Below are 16,827 nucleotides of genomic sequence, written 5' to 3' on the forward strand. Positions count from 1 at the left end.
TGGGAAATCCGCGACGACATCCACGAAGCCTTCCTCAGCCTCGCCTGCTCCCTCATCTGCTGGCGCCAACTCCAACGCAACCAGAGTTAGGAGTTTTAAGAAGGGGCCCCGCCTCTACCGGAGGCGTTAACAGGGGGCCCCTCCTTACACACGGCGCGTGTAGCGGAGCTGGGGTACGAGGGCGGGGCCGATGCGGTCGGTGCGCCGCTCGCCGGTGGCGTGCCAGCCACCGCGCTCGTAGAAGCGGCGCGCGGCGGCGTTGTCGTGCAGCACCCAGAGCACGGCCCGGGTCCACCCGCGGCCCCGCATCGCGTCCAGGGCGTCGATCATCAGCGCCCGGCCGGTGCCCCGGCCCCGCTCGTCCGGCTCCAGGTGGATGGCGTTGAGCAGGCCGGTCGCCGGGTCGCCCTCGTCGTCCGGCCCGAGATAGCTGAAGCCGACCAGCCGCCCGTCCCGCTCGGCCACGGTCATCCGGTGGTCGGCGGCCTCCCAGGTCAGCCGCTCCACCCAGTAGCGGCCCATCGCCTCGGCTGTCGGGTCGGCGAGCGCCTCCGCGGGCAGGAACGACGAGTACGCCGCCACCCGGGAACGCTGGTGCAGGGCGCCGACAGCCATCAGGTCGGACTCGGTCGCGGGGCGTAGGGAGACGGTCACCCGGGCGACGGTACCCGCCGGGGCGGCACCGGGACCGTCTGGAGATCCTCGGCGATCACCAGCTCGCCGGTGAAGTGCTCGCGGGCCTCGTCGTGGAACCGGCGCGGGTCGGCGTACCGCTGGGAGAAGTGGGTGAGCACGAGCGTGCGTACCCCCGACTCGGTCGCCACCCGCGCGGCCTGACCGGCGGTGAGGTGGCCGACCTCGGCGGCGAGCGCGGTCTCCGACGCCAGGAACGTCGACTCGATGACCAGCAGGTCGGCGTGTTCGGCCAGGGCGTACACGCCGTCGCAGAGCCCGGTGTCCATCACGAACGCGAACCGCTGCCCCGGCCGGGTGACGCTCACCTCGTCCCGGTCGACGCGACGCCCGTCGAGGTCCAGGTGACCCTCGCGCAGCAACTGCCCCACCGCCGGACCGACGATGCCGTACGCGGACAGCCGCTCCGGGAGCAGCCGGCAGCCGTCCGGCTCGACGAGCCGGTAGCCGTACGTCTCGACGGGGTGCCGCAGACGGCGGGCCTCCAGCGTGCCGATGCCCAGTGTGATCCGCTGCCCGTCCGCGTCGATCGGCTCGACGGCCAGCTCGGCGGTCTCGTAGAAGCTGGAGGCGTGGCGCAGCCGGGCGAAGTATTCGCCGCCGCCGGCGGGGAAGTGCACGGCCACCGGGTGCGGCACCCGGTCCAGGGAGAGCCGCTGGATCATGCCGGGCAGGCCGAGGCAGTGGTCGCCGTGGAAGTGGGTGACGCAGATCCGGGTCAGGTCGGTGGCGGTGATCCCGGTGTGCAGCATCTGTCGCTGGCTGCCCTCGCCCGGGTCGAAGAGGATCACCTCGTCGTCCCAGCGCAGCAGGTAGCCGTTGTGGTTGCGTCGCCGGGTCGGGGCCTGGCTGGCCGTCCCGAGCACCACCAGCTCCCGCATCGACACGGTGTCCTCGCTCCCGGAAAAGGGTCGACCCCCGGGGCTTCCGCGCTCGCGCGCGGGCCGGCTGGACTGGGCCGGCACCCCGGGGGTCGGGTGGCTGTCGTGGTTTCGCCGCACCGCTGCCACACGGTCTCGACGATCAATCTTCACTGTCGAGGACAGCGGCTAGCGGACAGCCACCTCACGAGTCCGATTGCTATACAAGTCTGGACCACCTCCTTTCCCGTGTACCGCCACGCTATCCACTTCCCGGCGGCATCGGCAACGGATTTCGATCACAGACGGTCAGTCCAGCCCGATCGGGCCCTCGCGGGGGCCGTCCTCGTGCGCCGGCTGCACGGCCAGCGACGGGAAGTCGGCCAGGTCGCCCTCCGGCTCGGCGTCCCACTCCGGGAACACCAGCGGGCTCTGCAGATAGAGGCAGAGCAGTTGGGTGAGCTGGTGCAGGCCGTCCAGGTGGGTGCGCTCGTGCCCGTGGGTGGCGTCCACGCCGAAGCCGAGCAGCGCCACCCGGGCGTGCGCCCCGGCCTCGACCGCCGACGCCGCGTCCGAGCGGTAGTAGTCGAACACGTCCCGGACCAGGTCGACGCCGTGCTCCTTGGCGATCGCGGCCAGGTTGCGGGTGAGGTGGTAGTCGAACGGCCCGACGCCGTCGCCCATCGCCAGTGTGGCGGCGTTCTCCCGGGACTGCTGGCCGGGCGCGACCACCGCCGCGTCCACCGAGACGATCTCCGCCACGTCCGGGTCGAGCCCGTGGCTGGCGCCGTGGCCGATCTCCTCGGTGACGGTGACCAGCAGGTGCGCGGTGACCGCCGGGGTGATGCCGGCGTCGACCATCGCCTTGAACGCGGTCAGCACGGCGGCGACGCCGGCCTTGTCGTCCAGGTGCCGCGATTTCACGTACCCGCTGGGGGTGATCGACGGGTTCGGCAGCAGCGCGACGAAGTCCCCGGCGTCGATGCCGAGCGCCCGCAGGCCGGCCTCGTCGGTCACCGGCTCGTCGACCCGGACCTCGACCAGCTCCCAGCCGACGCCCTGGAGGTCGACCGCCTCGTTGTAGCGGTGCCCGCTCGCCTTCAGCGGAAGGATCTGGCCGGTGACGACCCGGTCCAGGTCGTCGGTGAAGATGCGCACGTGCGCGCCCTCGGCGAAGCGGGCGCTGTGCGTACCGATCGGGTTGATCTCCAGCCGGCCGTTCTCCTTGAGCCGCTTCACCATGCCGCCGATGGTGTCGGTGTGCACCACGACCGCACGGTCCGCGCCGGTGGCCCGGGGGCCGGGCAGGCTGGCGCTCAGCGCCCCGCGCCGGGTCAGCGTGGAGCTGATCCCGAGCGCGGAGAGCCGTTCGCCCACGTACTGCTGGATGTGGTCGGTACGCCCGGACGGGCTGGGGATCTCCAGCAGTTCCACCAGCACCTGGCGCAGGTATTCGAGGTCGAGCTTGAGCGGTTCGGGTTTCCGTGCGGTCATGCCCCAGAGCCTGCCGCACCGGCAGGCGACCAGAGTCGCTGCGGTGCCCGCGTGCCCGGGAAGAGCAGGTCGACGAACCGTTCGGCGGTCGGCTGCGGCTCGTGGTTGGCCAGGCCCGGCCGTTCGTTGGCCTCGATGAACACGTGCTCCGGCGCGTCCGGCGCGGGCACCAGCAGGTCCAGCCCGGTGACCGGGATGTCCAGCGCCCGGCTGGCCGTCACGCACGCCTCGGCGATCGCCGGGTGCAGCTCGGCGGTCACGTCGTGGATGGTGCCGCCGGTGTGCAGGTTGGCCGTCCGCCGGACCGCCAGCACCTGACCCTCCGGCAGCACGTCGTGCATCTGGAGGCCGGCCTCGGCGACCACCTCGCGGGTCATGTCGTCGATCGGGATCCGGGACTCGCCGCCGGTGGCGGCGGCCCGGCGACGGCTCTGCCGCTCGATCAGCTCGGTGACGTCGTGCACCCCGTCGCCGGTGATCTGCGCCGGCCGGCGCACCGCGGCGGCCACCACCTCGTGGTCGATCACCACCACCCGCAGGTCCTCGCCGGCGCGCAGCTCCTCGATCAACACGTCCGGGCAGAACCGGCGGGCCAGCTCCACGGCGGCGGTCAGCGCCTCCGGCGTCCGCACCCCGACGGTGATGCCGTTGCCCTGCTCGCCGCGCGCCGGCTTGACCACCACCGGGCCCACGTCGGCCAGGAACGCCAGGTCTTCGGGCTCGCCGGTGGCGGTGCGCCCGCGCGGCACGGACAGCCCGGCCTCGGTGAGGATGCGCCGGGTGACGCGCTTGTCGTCGCAGCGGCTCATCGCCACCGCCGAGGTCAGCTCGGACAGCGACTCGCGGGTGTGGATGGTCCGGCCGCCGCTGGTCAGCTTCAGCTCACCCCAGTGCGGGTCGGTCACCTCCACCCGGATGCCGCGCCGCATCGCCTCGTCCGCGACGATCTTCGCGTACGGGTTCAGCCCGTCGTAGCCCTCGGGCATCGCCGGCAGGAACAGTCGCTCGTTGATCGGGTTCTTCCGCTTCACGCAGAGCGTGCCGGTGCGGTGGAAGCCGAGCCGCTCGTAGAGCCGGATCGCGCCCGAGTTCTCGGCCAGCACGGACAGGTCCACGTACGCCCGCCCGCGCGCGTCGAGCTGGTCGGCGAGCGCGGTGAGCAGCGCCTGGCCGGTGCCGGGCGGCGCGGTGTTGAAGTCCACCGTCAGGCACCAGAGGCTGGCGCCGTTCTCCGGGTCGTCGAAGACCGCGACGTGGTCCACGCCGGTGATGGTGCCGACCACCTCGCCGGCCGCGTCCTCGGCGACCAGGTGCAGGAACCGGTCGGTGGCGGCGTTGTCCACGAGCACCTCGACCGGGGCGGTGACCATGCCGTTGCGGGCGTAGATCCGGTTCACCGCGTCCGCGTCGTCGGCGTCGCGCAGCGCCCGGATGGTCAGCCCGGGAATCTCGCCGCCCTCGGTGGCGGCCGGCCGGCGCTCGCCCAGCGGCAGCCGGTAGGTCAGCGACGGGTCGATGAACAACTCGTCCGGCAGCCGGGAGACCAGCACGTGCGGATCGCGCAGGTAGATGCAGATGTCCCGGGCGCCGTTGGCCTCGGAGCGCAGCACGTCGGCCACGTGCACCTGGTCGGCGAAGGTCTGGCCGAAGACCAGCCGCCCCCAACCGCAGTCCAGCACCACGCCGGAGGCGTCGGTGGCCACGGCGGTGGACGGCAGCGCCGGTTCCGGGGTGCCCGGGGCGACCGGGTCGCCGCCCGGGCCGACGCGTTCCCGGCGCCGGCCCAGCACCCGTTCCCGGTCGGTACGCGCCGTGCCGGTGGCGAGGGTGTCCGTCATGGTCAGTCGATTCCGTGGCTCTGGAGCCACATTTCCAGGAGTCCCAGTTGCCACAGCTTGTTTCCGTTCAACGGGGTCAGTTCGGCGTTCGGGTCGGCGAGCAGCGCGTCGACGTAGTCGGCGCGGAACAGGTCACGGCGGCGCGCCTCCGGGGCGCTGAGCGCGTCGCGTACCCGGTCGAGGAGCTTGCCCTCCAGGTGGGTGAGGCCGGGCACCGGGAAGTAGCCCTTGGGCCGGTCGATGACCTCGTGCGGCAGCACCCGCCGGCCGATCTCCTTGAGCACGCCCTTGCCGCCCTGGGCCAGCTTCAGCTCCGGCGGGCAGCTCGCGGCCAGCTCGACGAACTCGTGGTCGAGGAACGGCACCCGGGCCTCCAGGCCGTGCGCCATGGTCATGTTGTCGACCCGCTTCACCGGGTCGTCGGTCAGCATCACCTGGGTGTCGATCCGCAGGCCGGCGTCGACTGCGGTCTGCGCACCGGCCCGGCCCAGGTGGGCGGCGACGAACTCGCGGGCCGGGTCGCCGTCGGCCAGCCAGTCGGGGTTGAGCACCCGGGCCAGTCCGGCCGCGTCGCGGTCGAAGAACGCCTTCGCGTACGTCTCGAGCGCCTGCTCCCGGTCCACCCCGGCCAGCGGCGGGTACCAGTGGTAGCCACCCAGGATCTCGTCCGCGCCCTGGCCCGACTGGACCACCTTCACGTGCCGGGCGACCTCCTGGCTGAGCAGCCAGAACGCCACGCAGTCGTGGCTGACCATGGGTTCGCTCATGGCCGAGACGGCGGCCTCCAGCGGCGGCAGCAGGTCGCCGGTGGGCACCCGGATCTGGTGGTGGTCGGTGCCGAACGTCTTGGCCACCAGGTCGGAGTAGACGAACTCGTCGCCCTCCCGACCGCCCACCGCGTCGAAGCCGATGGAGAACGTGGCCAGGCCGGAACGGGCCTGCCCCTCGCCGGCCAGCAGCGCGACCACCAGGCTCGAGTCGAGGCCGCCGGAGAGCAGCACGCCCACCGGCACGTCGGCCACCATGCGACGGCGCACCGCGGTGGTCAGCGAGTCGAGCAGCGCGTCCTGCCAGTCCCGCTCGGACCAGCCGGCCCGCTCGTCGGCCCGGCCGAACGCCGGGTCCCAGTAGACCCGGTCGCGGGTGGTGCCGTCCGCCTCGTACACCCGGACCGTGGCCGGCGGCAGCTTGGTAACGCCGGCGAGGATGGTCCGCGGCGGCGGCACGATGCTGTGGAAGCTCAGGTAGTGCGCGAGCGCCACCCGGTCGATTGTGGTGTCGACGCCGCCGCCGGCCAGCAGCGCCGGCAGGGTCGAGGTGAAGCGCACCACGCCGGGGGTCTCGGCGAGGTAGAGCGGCTTGATGCCGAGGCGGTCCCGGGCCAGCACCAGGCGGCCGGTGTCCCGCTCGCTGATCGCCACCGCGAACATGCCGATCAGGTGGTCGACGAAGTCGAGCCCCCACTCGGCGTACGCCTTGACCACGACCTCGCTGTCCCCGGCGGAGAAGAAGCGGTGGCCCTTGGCCTGGAGTTCGGCGCGCAGTTCCCGGTAGTTGTAGATGCAGCCGTTGAAGACCCCGGTGAGGCCCGCGGCGGCGTCGACGATCGGTTGGCCGCTGGCGGCGGACAAGTCGATGATTTTCAGGCGTCGGTGTCCCAACGCGGTCGGGCCCTGCGACCAGATGCCGCTGTCGTCGGGCCCTCGGTCACTCATCGTGGCCGCCATCCGCTCCACGGCCGAGACGTCGGCACGTGAACCGTCACGGCGGAACTCTCCCGCAAGTCCGCACATGCGAGACAATGCTGCCAGAGCTTGTTGCAGTTCGCCTGTTGAGACGATGACGAACGTGTGACACCTTGCTACAGTGCGCGGTCACCCAGGGTGGTCGTCCGTCACGCCTTCGGTTCCTCCCGCCCGGTGACCGATGTCGGAAATGCGCCGGGCCCACGGTGTGACGAACACCGCAGACCCGGTTCATCGGGGTCAGGTACTGCTGCTGGTAGTCGTCGGCGAAGTAGTGGGACGCATGCCGTGGGCGCTGACCGCGTAGCCGCCTGCCAGTGCGAAGCCGAAGCGACCGCCGCCCCAAGGGCAATCTCAGTGATCTTTCGATGACGGGACAGCATCGGAGTCAGGCGGCGGACCGGCGGTCGGCATTCAGGTTCGGAAACCGAGCTTCCCAGGCTCGACGAACAGAACTCGGGAGCCAGATGGTCGGCCAGAGGCGGATCAGCGAGTCGCGGTCCACGTACGTCGCAAGGTCCTCGGTGCTGGCCGCCTCGTTGAGTACCGCGCGGTAGAGGTCTCTCATCCGGCCCGGCTGTGCCAGGTCATACCTGCTGTTCCCCGACCATTTCAGGTGCCTGGGTAGGTCCACGATCCCCTGCGTGGGCCCGCGCAGATCATCCAGGCTGTCGGGCACGATGACCGGCTTGGCGTACCCGCTCGGGCGGGGCCCGTTCTCGCCGCTCATCGTGCCCTCCTCGTCGTCAGCCCAGCCTAACGATCGGGCCTAGCTTCCGGTACGGGCGACGCCGACCGGGCAGCTCAGCCCGTTGGGCCCGTGGTTGCAGTAGCCGTTCGGGTTCTTCGTCGGGGCGAGGTACTGCTGGTGGTAGTCCTCGGCGAAGTAGTAGTCGCCCAGCGGGGCGATCTCCGTGGTGATCTCACCCTTGCCGGCGCGCGCCACGATCGGCGCGAACGCGTCCCGCGAGGCCACCGCCGCGGCGCGCTGCTCGTCGGTGGTGGTGTAGATCGCCGAGCGGTACTGGGTGCCCACGTCGTTGCCCTGGCGCATGCCCTGGGTCGGGTCGTGGTTCTCCCAGAAGACCTTGAGCAGGTCCTCGTAGGCGATCTTCGACGGGTCGTAGACCACCTGAACCACCTCGGCGTGCCCGGTCATGCCGGAGCAGACCTCCTCGTACGTCGGGTTGGTGGTGTAACCGCCCGCGTAACCGGCGGACGTGGTGATCACGCCGGGCAGGGTCCAGAACAGGCGCTCGGCGCCCCAGAAGCAACCCATGCCGAAGACGGCGACCTGCGCGCCCTCGGGGAACGGGCCCTTCAGCGCCGACGGCAGCACCTCGTGCCGGTCGGCGACCGGCATGGCGAGCGGGCGGCCCGGCAGGGCCTGGTCAGGAGAGATCATCTCGGCCTTCATGCGGCGGAGGAACACGGTGGGACTCCTCTCGTGGCTTTCCCAGCGTGTGCAACAGCGCCGGTGCCCGGTTCCTTACCCGCCCACCCTGACCTCAGGCCAGCGCGGCGGAGATCCGCTCGGCGAAGCCGGCCGCCTCGGCGTCGTCGGCGTAGCGGGTGCGGGGCCAGAAGAAGCCGCGCAGCCCGTCGCCCTTCGTGCGGGGCACCACGTGGGTGTGCAGGTGCGGGACGGACTGAGACACCGTGTTGTTCATCGCCACGAACGTCCCGCCGGACCCCAGACCGGACTGCACCGCCACCGCGACCCGCTGCACCAACCGGAAGTAGCCGGGCAGCGTGTCGGCGGGCAGGTCGGCGATCGTCACCAGGTGGGTGCGGGGCACCACCAGCACGTGTCCCTTGAACACCGGTCGGGTGTCCAGGAACGCCACCCCGTCCGGCTCGTCGGTCACGGTGAAGGCCGGCACCTCACCGGCCACGATCCCGCAGAACACACACCCGCTCATCCGTCCAGGCTAGGCCCCTCCGCTTGCGTCGGCCCGTCACCGCAGGTCGAGATAGGTGTCCCAGTCGTCGTCGGGGATGCCCGGCGGGCCGGTCTCGCCATTGGCCAGGCGCGTCCGGACGTCCGCCTCCCATCGCCGCGCCCAGCGTCGTAGTTCCCCGATGTCGTCCTCACCGAGGCCGTACGCCGCGAATGTCTCCACGTCGAGTTCGTCGATCCCACCGAGCCGGTCCGCCAGCTCGTCGAGCGAGAATCCGGCCGTGTGCCGAGCGGCCAAGGTTTCCAGCTCGGTCCATGCCAACAACCTGTTGGCGGCCATGGCATCGATGTAGTCGCGATGTGCGGCGCGGTCGTGCAGCGCTCTGACCTTGAGTCCCACCGCGTCCTCGAGCGCCAGCACCGGACCGATGTGCAGCGCGGCCGGTGGGCCGATCGCCTCTTTGAGCAAGTCGACCTCGCAGTCGCCCGACGGGCCGCTCACCAGCAGCCGCGCCATTCGGGGCGTGACCTCGACGAGGCGGCATCCGAAGCCCGCCGCCCGGTATGCCACCGTCAGACGGTCTGCCACGTCAGGCAGGGGTAGAGCGGTGGCGGTGGCGAAGTCGATGTCGCGCGACGGGCGTTCGACGAGGTCATGCGCGACGAGGGCGTAACCGCCGGCGAGGACCAGGCCGAGTTCGTCACCAGCACGGAAACCGATGCGCAGCAGGTGCGCATGCAGGTCGTCCACGGCTACGCGGTCAATCCCGGCAACCTGCTCTCCCACACAGCGATCACCCGCCGAGCGGTCAGCCTGCGGATGCGCGCCCAATCCTCGCGCAGGAGGACCGGGTTGACGTATCGGGCTATGTCCTCGCGCTGCCCACAGTCCATCAGCGTGCGGTAGAGCGTGAGGCGCTGCCCACTGTCCTCGACATCGAAAGTGGTCAACCCGGACCACGCGAGTCGGATCGGCAGCCGGACCCGGCCGCGGTCAGGTCCCCCGAGCTCGTCCAACGACGCGGGGATCCGGTCGGCCACGCCGAGCAGGCGGGACGGCAGCGCTTCGGTCGAACTCACCGGCCCAGTATGGCGGACCGGCCCGACAACCTCGTGGATGTGACCCGCGCCCGGGTTCCCGGCAGCCGGCCGGGCCGGCCGACTAACGTCTCGGGCATGAGCCACGGCTTCGAGACACTCGCCATCCACGCCGGCCAGGACCCCGAGGCCCGCACCGGCGCGGTGATCCCCCCGATCTACCAGACCAGCACCTACGCCCAGGACGCCGTCGGCGCGCCCCGCGAGGGCTACGAGTACAGCCGCTCCGGCAACCCCACCCGGGACGCGTTGCAGGAGTGCCTGGCGGCGCTGGAGGGCGGCCCGGTGGCGCTCGCCTTCGCCAGTGGCCTGGCCGCCGAGGACACGCTGCTGCGGACCGTCTGCAAGCCGGGTGACCACGTGGTGATCCCGGACGACGCGTACGGCGGCACCTACCGGCTGTTCGCGAAGGTGGCCGAGCGCTGGGGCCTCGACTACACCCCGGCGAAGGTCTCCGACCCGGACGCGGTGCGCGCCGCGATCCGGCCCGGCGCCACCCGGATCGTCTGGGTGGAGACGCCGACCAACCCGCTGCTCGGCATCGCCGACATCGCCGCGCTGGCCGCCGTGGCGCACGACGCCGGCGCGCTGCTCGTGGTCGACAACACGTTCGCCTCGCCGTACCTCCAGCAGCCGATCGCGTTCGGCGCGGACGTGGTGGTGCACTCCACCACCAAGTACGTCGGCGGGCACTCCGACGTGGTCGGTGGCGCGCTTGTCGCCGCGGACCGCACGCTCGGCGAGGAGCTGCGCTACCACCAGAACGCGATGGGCGCGATCAACGGCCCGTTCGACGCCTGGCTCACCCTGCGCGGCATCAAGACCCTCGGGGTACGGATGGACCGGCACTGCGACAACGCCGAGCGGATCGCCGCCTTCCTGGACGGCAACGCCAAGGTCGCCCAGGTCATCTACCCGGGCCTGCCCTCGCACCCGGGGCACGAGGTGGCCGCCAAGCAGATGCGCCGGTTCGGCGGCATGATCTCGTTCCGGGCGGCCGGCGGCGAGGAGCACGCGGTGGAGATCTGCAACCGGGCCCGGCTGTTCGTGCTCGCCGAGTCGCTCGGCGGCGTCGAGTCCCTGATCGAGCACCCGGGGCGGATGACACACGCGAGCGCTGCCGGCTCGCCGCTTGAAGTTCCCGGTGATCTCGTGCGACTGTCTGTCGGCATCGAGACGGTCGACGACCTGCTCGCCGATCTGGAGCAGGCACTGGGCTGACCGCTGGACGACGGAGGGTGGCAGTGCCGGACATCTTGCCGACGACCTGGGTCGGGGCGACCGCGAAACAGATCGCCCGAGCGGTGCGCCGCGGCGACGTCTCCGCCACCCAGGTGGTGGCCGACCACCTCGAACACGTGTCCCGGGTCGACGCCGAGCTGGCCGCGTTCCGCACGGTACGCGGCGGTGAGGCGATCACCGAGGCGGAGAAGGTCGACGAGCAGGAGGAGTTGGCCGACCTGCCGCTGGCCGGGGTGCCGGTGGCGGTCAAGGAGAACACGCCGGTGGCCGGCCTGCCCACCTGGAACGGGTCCGCCGCGATGCGTACTCCCGTGGCCGAGGCCGACCACGAGGTGGTCCGCCGGCTGCGCGGCGCGGGCGCGGTGATCCTCGGGGTGACCCGGATGCCGGAGCTGGGCCTGTGGGCCCTCACCGACGACGACTCCGGGGTGACCCGCAACCCGTGGGACCCGACGCGTACCCCCGGCGGCTCCTCCGGCGGCGCGGCCGCCGCGGTGGCCGCCGGGCTGGTGCCGATGGCCCACGGCAACGACGGTCTCGGCTCGATCCGCATCCCGGCGGCCTGCTGCGGCCTGGTCGGGCTCAAGCCCGGCCGGGGCGTGGTGCCCTGCCAGCTCGGCGCGGACGACTGGTTCGGCCTCACCGAGCACGGCGTGCTGACCGGCACGGTGGCCGACGCGGTGGTCGGCTTCTCGGTGCTGGCCGGGCGCCGGCCGGACAAGCTTGTCCCGCCGCCCCGGCTGCGGGTGGGCGTGTCGCTGCGCTCGCCGGTGAAGGGCGTCTCCCCGGACGCGGCGAACCGGGACGCCGTCGCCGCCGCCGGTCGGCTGCTCGCCGCCGCCGGGCACGACGCCGTCCCCACCGACCCGGTCTATCCGACCCGGCTCGGCCTGCAGGGCATCGCCACCTGGTTCGCGGCCGCCGCCGCCGACGTGCGCGCCGCCGGGGTGGCGCCGCGCCAGCTCCAGCGGCGCAGCCGCCGGCACGTCGCGCTCGGCGAGTGGGCGCAGCGCCGGGGGTACGTCCGGGAGGCCGACCGGGCCGCCTGGCGGGAGCGCTCGGTGCACTTCTTCGACGACCACTCGGTCGACCTGCTGCTCACCCCGGCGCTGGCCGGGCCGCCGCCGGAGGCCGCCGGCTGGTCGGACCGGTCCTGGCTGGCGAACATGCGGACGAACATCAGGTACGCCCCGTACGCCGCGCCGTGGAACATCGCCGGCCTGCCGTCGATCGTGGTGCCGGTGGGCCGCCGCCCGGACGGGTTGCCGGTCGGCGTGCAGTTCGTCGGCCCGCCCGGCTCCGAGCTGCTGCTGCTCGGGGTGGCCGGCCAGTTCGAGATGCAGGCGCCGTGGACGCGGCACGCGCCCGGTTATCCCCGGGTCGGCACGGGGTCACCCGCCACCACGTGATCGTCTAGGTTGTGCGCACCCCCTTCGCGCACACCCCTCGGACGGTCCCCGATGCACTGCCAGACCTGTGGGGACGCCACGTCCCCCGCCTTCGACGAGTGCCAGCGCTGCGGCACCCGCCACGGCCAGCCCGCGGTCCTGCCCGGCGTGCCCACGTACGCCGTCCGGGGCCTGGGGCTGGCCGCCTGCGTCGCGGTCGGCGCGACGGCCGTGCTGTTCACGCTCTCCGCGCTGTTCCCGCTGGTGGGCGTGCGCCTGGCCCGGTCCGCGGCCGAGCGGCTCGACCGGGACGTCCTGCTCGGCGCGGTGCTGGCGGAGGTCCTGGTCACCCTGCCGTTCATCCTGGCCCTGCTGGTCGCCGCGACGCTGGTGGTGATCTGGACGTGGCGGGTGCGCAAGAACCTGGACGCGTTCGGCGGCGCCACGCCGACCCAGAGCCCCACCTGGGCGATCGCCGGTTGGCTGGTGCCGTTCGCCAACTTCGTCGTGCCGGCCCGGGTGGTGGCCGAGGTGGCCCGGCTCAGCCTGTGGCGTCGGCGCACGCCGGGGCTCGTCGTGCTCTGGTGGTCGGCCTGGCTGGTCTTCTCGATCGGCGAGCGGGTGGTCGCGAAGCTGGAGGAGAGCCGCTACGAACGGTTGACCGAGTTCCCGCGCAACGACGAGGAGTTCGCCACCTACGTCGACTTCTACCAGGGGGCGCTCCTGCCGCGCCTGGCGCCGGCGGTGGCCTGCCTGGTCGCCGCCGCGGCGTTCGTCGTGCTGGTCCGCCGGATCTCCGCCGCCCAGCAGGACCGCCTCGCCCGGGCGGTGCCCGCCTGGCCCGGCTGGCCCGGCGGGCAGCCCGGCTGGCCGGCCGCGCACCCCGGCTGGCCGGCGCCGGGTGCCCCCGTGCCCGTGCCCGGTGCCTCCGCGCCTGGTGCCGGCGGGCCGTCGGTGACGTCGCCGCAGGTTCCGCCGGAGGTGGGTGGCACGATCGGGGCATGACGGAGATGGTCGGCCTCGCCGACGTTCAGGCCGCGCGGGAACTGCTCGCGGGCGTCACCCGCACCACCCCGCTGGAGCCCTCCCGGCCGCTCAGCGCCGCGCTCGGCGGGCCGGTCTGGCTCAAGTGCGAGAACGTGCAGCGCGCCGGGTCGTACAAGGTGCGCGGCGCGTACGTGCGGATCTCCCGGCTCTCCGCCGAGGAGCGGGCGCGCGGCGTGGTCGCGGCGAGCGCCGGCAACCACGCCCAGGGCGTGGCGCTCGCCGCCGGCCTGGTCGGCACGCAGGCCACCGTCTTCATGCCGGTGAACGCGCCGCTGCCGAAGGTCGCCGCGACCAAGGGGTACGGCGCCCGGATCGAGCTGGTCGGCAACACGGTGGACGAGTCGCTGGTCGCGGCGCAGACGTTCGCGGAGCGCACCGGCGCGGTGTTCATCCACCCGTTCGACCACCCGGACGTCATCGCCGGGCAGGGCACGGTGGCGCTGGAGATCCTGGAACAGTGCCCGGACGTGCGCACCATCGTGACCGGGGTCGGTGGTGGCGGGCTCGTCTCGGGGATGGCGGTGGCGGCCAAGGCGCTGCGTCCCGACGTACGCGTGATCGGGGTGCAGGCGGCGAGCGCCGCGGCCTTCCCGCCCTCGCTGCGGGCCGGCGAACCGGTCCGGCTGCCGTCCTTCGCGACGATCGCCGACGGCATCGCGGTGGGTCGGCCCGGCGAGCTGACCTTCACCCACGTCCGCAAGCTGGTCGACGACGTCGTCACGGTCTCCGAGGAGGACATCTCCCGGGCGTTGCTGATGCTGCTGGAACGCGGCAAGCAGGTGGTGGAGCCGGCCGGCGCGGTAGGCGTGGCGGCGCTGCTGGCCGGCGCGGTCGAGGTGTCCACGCCGACGGTCGCGGTGCTCTCCGGCGGCAACATCGACCCGCTGCTGATGCTCCGGGTGATCGAGCACGGCCTGGCGGCGGCCGGCCGTTTCCTGCGCGTCACGGTGCGCTGCACCGACCGGCCCGGTCAGCTCGCCTCGCTGCTCGGCGAGATCGCCGAGCACCGGGCGAACGTGGTGGACGTGGTGCACCAGCGGGCCAACCCGCACCTGCGGCTCGGCGAGGTGGAGGTGGCGCTCTCCGTGGAGACCCGCGGGGTGGAGCACTCGGACACGCTGATCAGCGCGTTGCGCGCGAGCGGCTACCAGGTGGTCTTCGCGGGCGAGGGGTGAGCCCGCCCGCAACCGCGAACGCCCCGGCCGGGTGATCCGGTCGGGGCGTTCGGGTGGGTGGCTCGGGTCCGAGGAGCCTGTCAGCCTCGGTCGGGTCGGACCCGGGCCGTCCGGCGCGGGTCCGGAGGGGGATCAGCCCGAGTAGGGCTCGAACGACACCACTGTCACCTTGATGTCGGCGCCGCTGGGAGCGGTGTAGGTGCAGGTCTGGCCCGCCTTGCCGCCGAGGATGGCCTTGCCGAGCGCGGACTCGGGGCTGTAGACGGTGAGGTCGGTGGTGGAGGCGATCTCGCGGGAGCCGAGCAGGAACGTCTCGGTGTCGTCGGCGTCGTCGTCGAAGTAGATCGTCACGACCATGCCGGGCGACACCGCGTCGGCGTCCGGCGCCCCACCGACCTTGGCGGTGCGCAGCAGCTCCTTGAGGTAGAGGATGCGCCCCTCGGCCTTGCCCTGCTCCTCGCGGGCGGCGTGGTAGCCACCGTTCTCCCGCAGGTCGCCCTCCTCGCGCCGGGCGTTGATCTCGGCGGCGATGACCGGCCGGTTGGCGATCATCTCGTCGAGCTCGGCCTGGAGCCGGTCGTAAGCGTCCTGGGACAGCCAGGTGGCGGGCGCCTCGTTTCCGTTGGTGGACACAGGCGATCTCCTCGATTGGTGCGGACTGGCTGACAGGTGAACTACCAAGCTACCAGTGTCGTACCCGTCGGAGTGCGGTCGATCACCCCGGGTGCCGGTGGTGGGGCCCGGGGTGCGTGTCCGGAACCGCGCCGGACGTCCGGCTCAGCCGGCCGGTCGGCAGCGCAACACCTCGCCGATGAACGGTCGCGCGCTGGTCGGCACCTCCCGCGTGGTCCGGACGTGGCGCTGGCCGGGTGCGGCCGTCACGGTGGCCTCGACGTGGCCCACCTCGGCGCCGTCGTGGGAGCGGGCCCGCAGCAGGCAGACCGCGGAGCCGCCCGGCGGGACGGTGACCCGGAAGTCGACGAGCACCCGGGAGTCGGTGATCCCGGTGTAGCTGATCATCTCGCCCTGGTACTCGGGGTCGCCGTACTGGGTGTAGAGCTTCGCCGCGCCCAGCCCGAGGAGGGCCAGCACGACCGTCACCACCAGGGCGAGCAGGAGCGGCCGGCGGCGCCCCGGCTCCCGGCGGCGGCCGTAGCGGCCGGGCGGGAAGACCGGCGTGCCCGGTGCGACTGTGGCGTGCGTCTCGCTCACCGGCGGGTATCTCCTGGCGTCGTTGTCGGCGGCATCGGCAAGAATGGCAGAGTCCATCTTCCCAGCCCGGCGCTGAGCCAAGGATGGCAGGTCGGCCCCGACCGGCCAGGGTGGTCTCGACCACTCCGGCGACGGCCCGACCGCCAGCACGGGGGCTTTCGCGGGCGCGGGGGGAGATTCCGGCAGGTCAGCCGGTCGGCCCGGGTGGGCCGGTCGGCGGGCACAGACGAGGAGCGCCGAAGGTGGCAGAGCAACTGCGTCTCATGGCGGTGCACGCGCATCCCGACGACGAGTCGAGCAAGGGCGCCGCCACCATGGCGAAATATGTCGCCGAGGGGGTGGACGTCCTGGTCGTCACCTGCACCGGCGGTGAGCGGGGCAGCGTGCTGAACCCCAAGATGGACCGGCCGGACGTGTGGGCCAACATCGGCGACATCCGCCGGGCCGAGATGGACGCCGCCCGCGCCGTCCTCGGCGTCGAGCAGGCCTGGCTCGGCTTCGTCGACTCCGGGCTGCCCGAGGGCGACCCGCTGCCGCCGCTGCCGGAGGGCTGCTTCGCGCTGCAGGAGGTGGAGGTCGCCGCCGCGCCGCTGGTGCGGCTGATGCGCCAGTTCCGCCCGCACGTCGTCACCACCTACGACGAGGAGGGCGGCTACCCGCACCCGGACCACATCATGACCCACAAGGTCACCGTGGCGGCGTTCGAGGCGGCCGGCGACCCGGAGCGCCACCCGGAGCTGGGCGAGCCGTGGCAGCCGCTGAAGCTCTACTACGACGTGGGCTTCTCCCGCGCCAAGATCATGAGCCTGCACGAGGCGATGCTGGCCGCCGGCCACGAGTCGCCGTACGGCGACTGGATGAAGCGCTGGGAGGACCGCGTCGACAAGGGGGAGCGGATCACCACCCGGGTCGACTGCGCCGCCTACTTCCCGGTCCGCGACGACGCGCTGCGTGCCCACGCCACCCAGATCGACCCGGACGGGTTCTGGTTCCAGGTGCCGATGGACCTGCAACGGCGCGCCTGGCCGACGGAGGACTTCCAACTCGCCCGTTCGCTGGTGGACAGCCCGCTGCCCGAGTCCGACCTCTTCGCCGGGGTGCGGGAGACGTGCCGTGCCCGCTGACGTCCACGGGG

General features: G+C 72.6%; 17 protein-coding genes. 5 read left to right on the plus strand and 12 right to left on the minus strand.

What is annotated here, in order from left to right:
• Window positions 1-144 precede the first annotated feature (144 nt).
• The 10 genes from ACIA5A_RS20000 to ACIA5A_RS20045 all read right to left on the minus strand — a co-directional run bounded on the left by ACIA5A_RS20000 (window position 145) and on the right by ACIA5A_RS20045 (window position 9,610).
• Complete coding sequence (locus ACIA5A_RS20000) at window positions 145-654, minus strand: GNAT family N-acetyltransferase (RefSeq protein WP_396764222.1); 510 nt, start codon at window positions 652-654, stop codon at window positions 145-147.
• Window positions 651-1,580 (minus strand): ribonuclease Z, encoded by a 930-nt coding sequence (locus ACIA5A_RS20005; RefSeq protein ID WP_396764225.1) that lies wholly within the window; start codon window positions 1,578-1,580, stop codon window positions 651-653. The genes ACIA5A_RS20000 and ACIA5A_RS20005 overlap by 4 nt, the downstream gene beginning before the upstream one ends.
• Before the next feature lie 282 nt (window positions 1,581-1,862).
• Window positions 1,863-3,047 carry an osmoprotectant NAGGN system M42 family peptidase gene (locus tag ACIA5A_RS20010; protein WP_396764228.1) on the minus strand — a complete coding sequence of 395 codons (1,185 nt, stop codon included), beginning with the start codon at window positions 3,045-3,047 and terminating at the stop codon, window positions 1,863-1,865.
• Window positions 3,044-4,885: an N-acetylglutaminylglutamine synthetase gene (gene ngg / locus ACIA5A_RS20015; RefSeq protein WP_396764231.1), complete on the minus strand. Its 1,842-nt coding sequence runs from the start codon at window positions 4,883-4,885 to the stop codon at window positions 3,044-3,046. Before ngg ends, ACIA5A_RS20010 begins: the two co-directional genes overlap by 4 nt.
• A 2-nt stretch (window positions 4,886-4,887) precedes the next feature.
• Complete coding sequence (locus ACIA5A_RS20020) at window positions 4,888-6,678, minus strand: N-acetylglutaminylglutamine amidotransferase (RefSeq protein WP_396764234.1); 1,791 nt, start codon at window positions 6,676-6,678, stop codon at window positions 4,888-4,890.
• 340 nt (window positions 6,679-7,018) lie between these two features.
• Window positions 7,019-7,360 carry a hypothetical protein gene (locus ACIA5A_RS20025; protein WP_396764236.1) on the minus strand — a complete coding sequence of 114 codons (342 nt, stop codon included), beginning with the start codon at window positions 7,358-7,360 and terminating at the stop codon, window positions 7,019-7,021.
• Window positions 7,361-7,399: 39 nt separating this feature from the next.
• Entirely contained in the window at window positions 7,400-8,062 is a 663-nt protein-coding gene (msrA, locus tag ACIA5A_RS20030; RefSeq protein WP_396764239.1) for a peptide-methionine (S)-S-oxide reductase MsrA, read from the minus strand.
• A 76-nt stretch (window positions 8,063-8,138) separates the two neighbouring features.
• Window positions 8,139-8,552 carry an HIT family protein gene (locus ACIA5A_RS20035; RefSeq protein ID WP_396764242.1) on the minus strand — a complete coding sequence of 138 codons (414 nt, stop codon included), beginning with the start codon at window positions 8,550-8,552 and terminating at the stop codon, window positions 8,139-8,141.
• A gap of 36 nt (window positions 8,553-8,588) precedes the next feature.
• Complete coding sequence (locus ACIA5A_RS20040; RefSeq protein WP_396764245.1) at window positions 8,589-9,281, minus strand: nucleotidyl transferase AbiEii/AbiGii toxin family protein; 693 nt, start codon at window positions 9,279-9,281, stop codon at window positions 8,589-8,591.
• A gap of 2 nt (window positions 9,282-9,283) precedes the next feature.
• The gene (locus ACIA5A_RS20045) at window positions 9,284-9,610 is read right to left on the minus strand and encodes a hypothetical protein (protein ID WP_396764248.1); all 327 of its coding nucleotides are present in this window, start codon (window positions 9,608-9,610) and stop codon (window positions 9,284-9,286) included.
• Window positions 9,611-9,706: 96 nt separating this feature from the next.
• Between ACIA5A_RS20045 and ACIA5A_RS20050 the strand changes: the two genes are divergently transcribed.
• The 4 genes from ACIA5A_RS20050 to ilvA are packed head-to-tail and all read left to right on the plus strand — an operon-like array spanning window position 9,707 to window position 14,480.
• Window positions 9,707-10,849, plus strand: a complete 1,143-nt coding sequence (locus ACIA5A_RS20050) for a cystathionine gamma-synthase (protein WP_396764251.1) — start codon at window positions 9,707-9,709, stop codon at window positions 10,847-10,849.
• A gap of 17 nt (window positions 10,850-10,866) precedes the next feature.
• On the plus strand, window positions 10,867-12,279 hold the full coding sequence (locus ACIA5A_RS20055) for an amidase (protein WP_396764254.1): 1,413 nt from the start codon (window positions 10,867-10,869) through the stop codon (window positions 12,277-12,279).
• Between the two features lie 51 nt (window positions 12,280-12,330).
• Complete coding sequence (locus tag ACIA5A_RS20060) at window positions 12,331-13,263, plus strand: DUF4328 domain-containing protein (RefSeq protein ID WP_396764257.1); 933 nt, start codon at window positions 12,331-12,333, stop codon at window positions 13,261-13,263.
• Window positions 13,260-14,480 (plus strand): threonine ammonia-lyase, encoded by a 1,221-nt coding sequence (ilvA, locus tag ACIA5A_RS20065; protein ID WP_396764260.1) that lies wholly within the window; start codon window positions 13,260-13,262, stop codon window positions 14,478-14,480. Before ACIA5A_RS20060 ends, ilvA begins: the two co-directional genes overlap by 4 nt.
• Before the next feature lie 132 nt (window positions 14,481-14,612).
• Here the strand turns inward: ilvA and greA are convergent, their stop codons facing one another.
• Both greA and ACIA5A_RS20075 read right to left on the minus strand, forming a co-directional pair.
• Window positions 14,613-15,113, minus strand: coding sequence for a transcription elongation factor GreA (greA, locus tag ACIA5A_RS20070; RefSeq protein ID WP_396764263.1), 501 nt, complete (start codon window positions 15,111-15,113; stop codon window positions 14,613-14,615).
• A 144-nt stretch (window positions 15,114-15,257) separates the two neighbouring features.
• On the minus strand, window positions 15,258-15,692 hold the full coding sequence (locus tag ACIA5A_RS20075) for a DUF4307 domain-containing protein (RefSeq protein WP_396764266.1): 435 nt from the start codon (window positions 15,690-15,692) through the stop codon (window positions 15,258-15,260).
• 242 nt (window positions 15,693-15,934) lie between these two features.
• Here ACIA5A_RS20075 and mca point away from each other — a divergent pair, with 242 nt between their 5' ends.
• Complete coding sequence (mca, locus tag ACIA5A_RS20080; protein WP_396764269.1) at window positions 15,935-16,816, plus strand: mycothiol conjugate amidase Mca; 882 nt, start codon at window positions 15,935-15,937, stop codon at window positions 16,814-16,816.
• Window positions 16,817-16,827 lie beyond the last annotated feature (11 nt).

The organism is Micromonospora sp. NPDC051300 (assembly GCF_044455315.1).
GTDB lineage: Bacteria > Actinomycetota > Actinomycetes > Mycobacteriales > Micromonosporaceae > Micromonospora > Micromonospora robiginosa.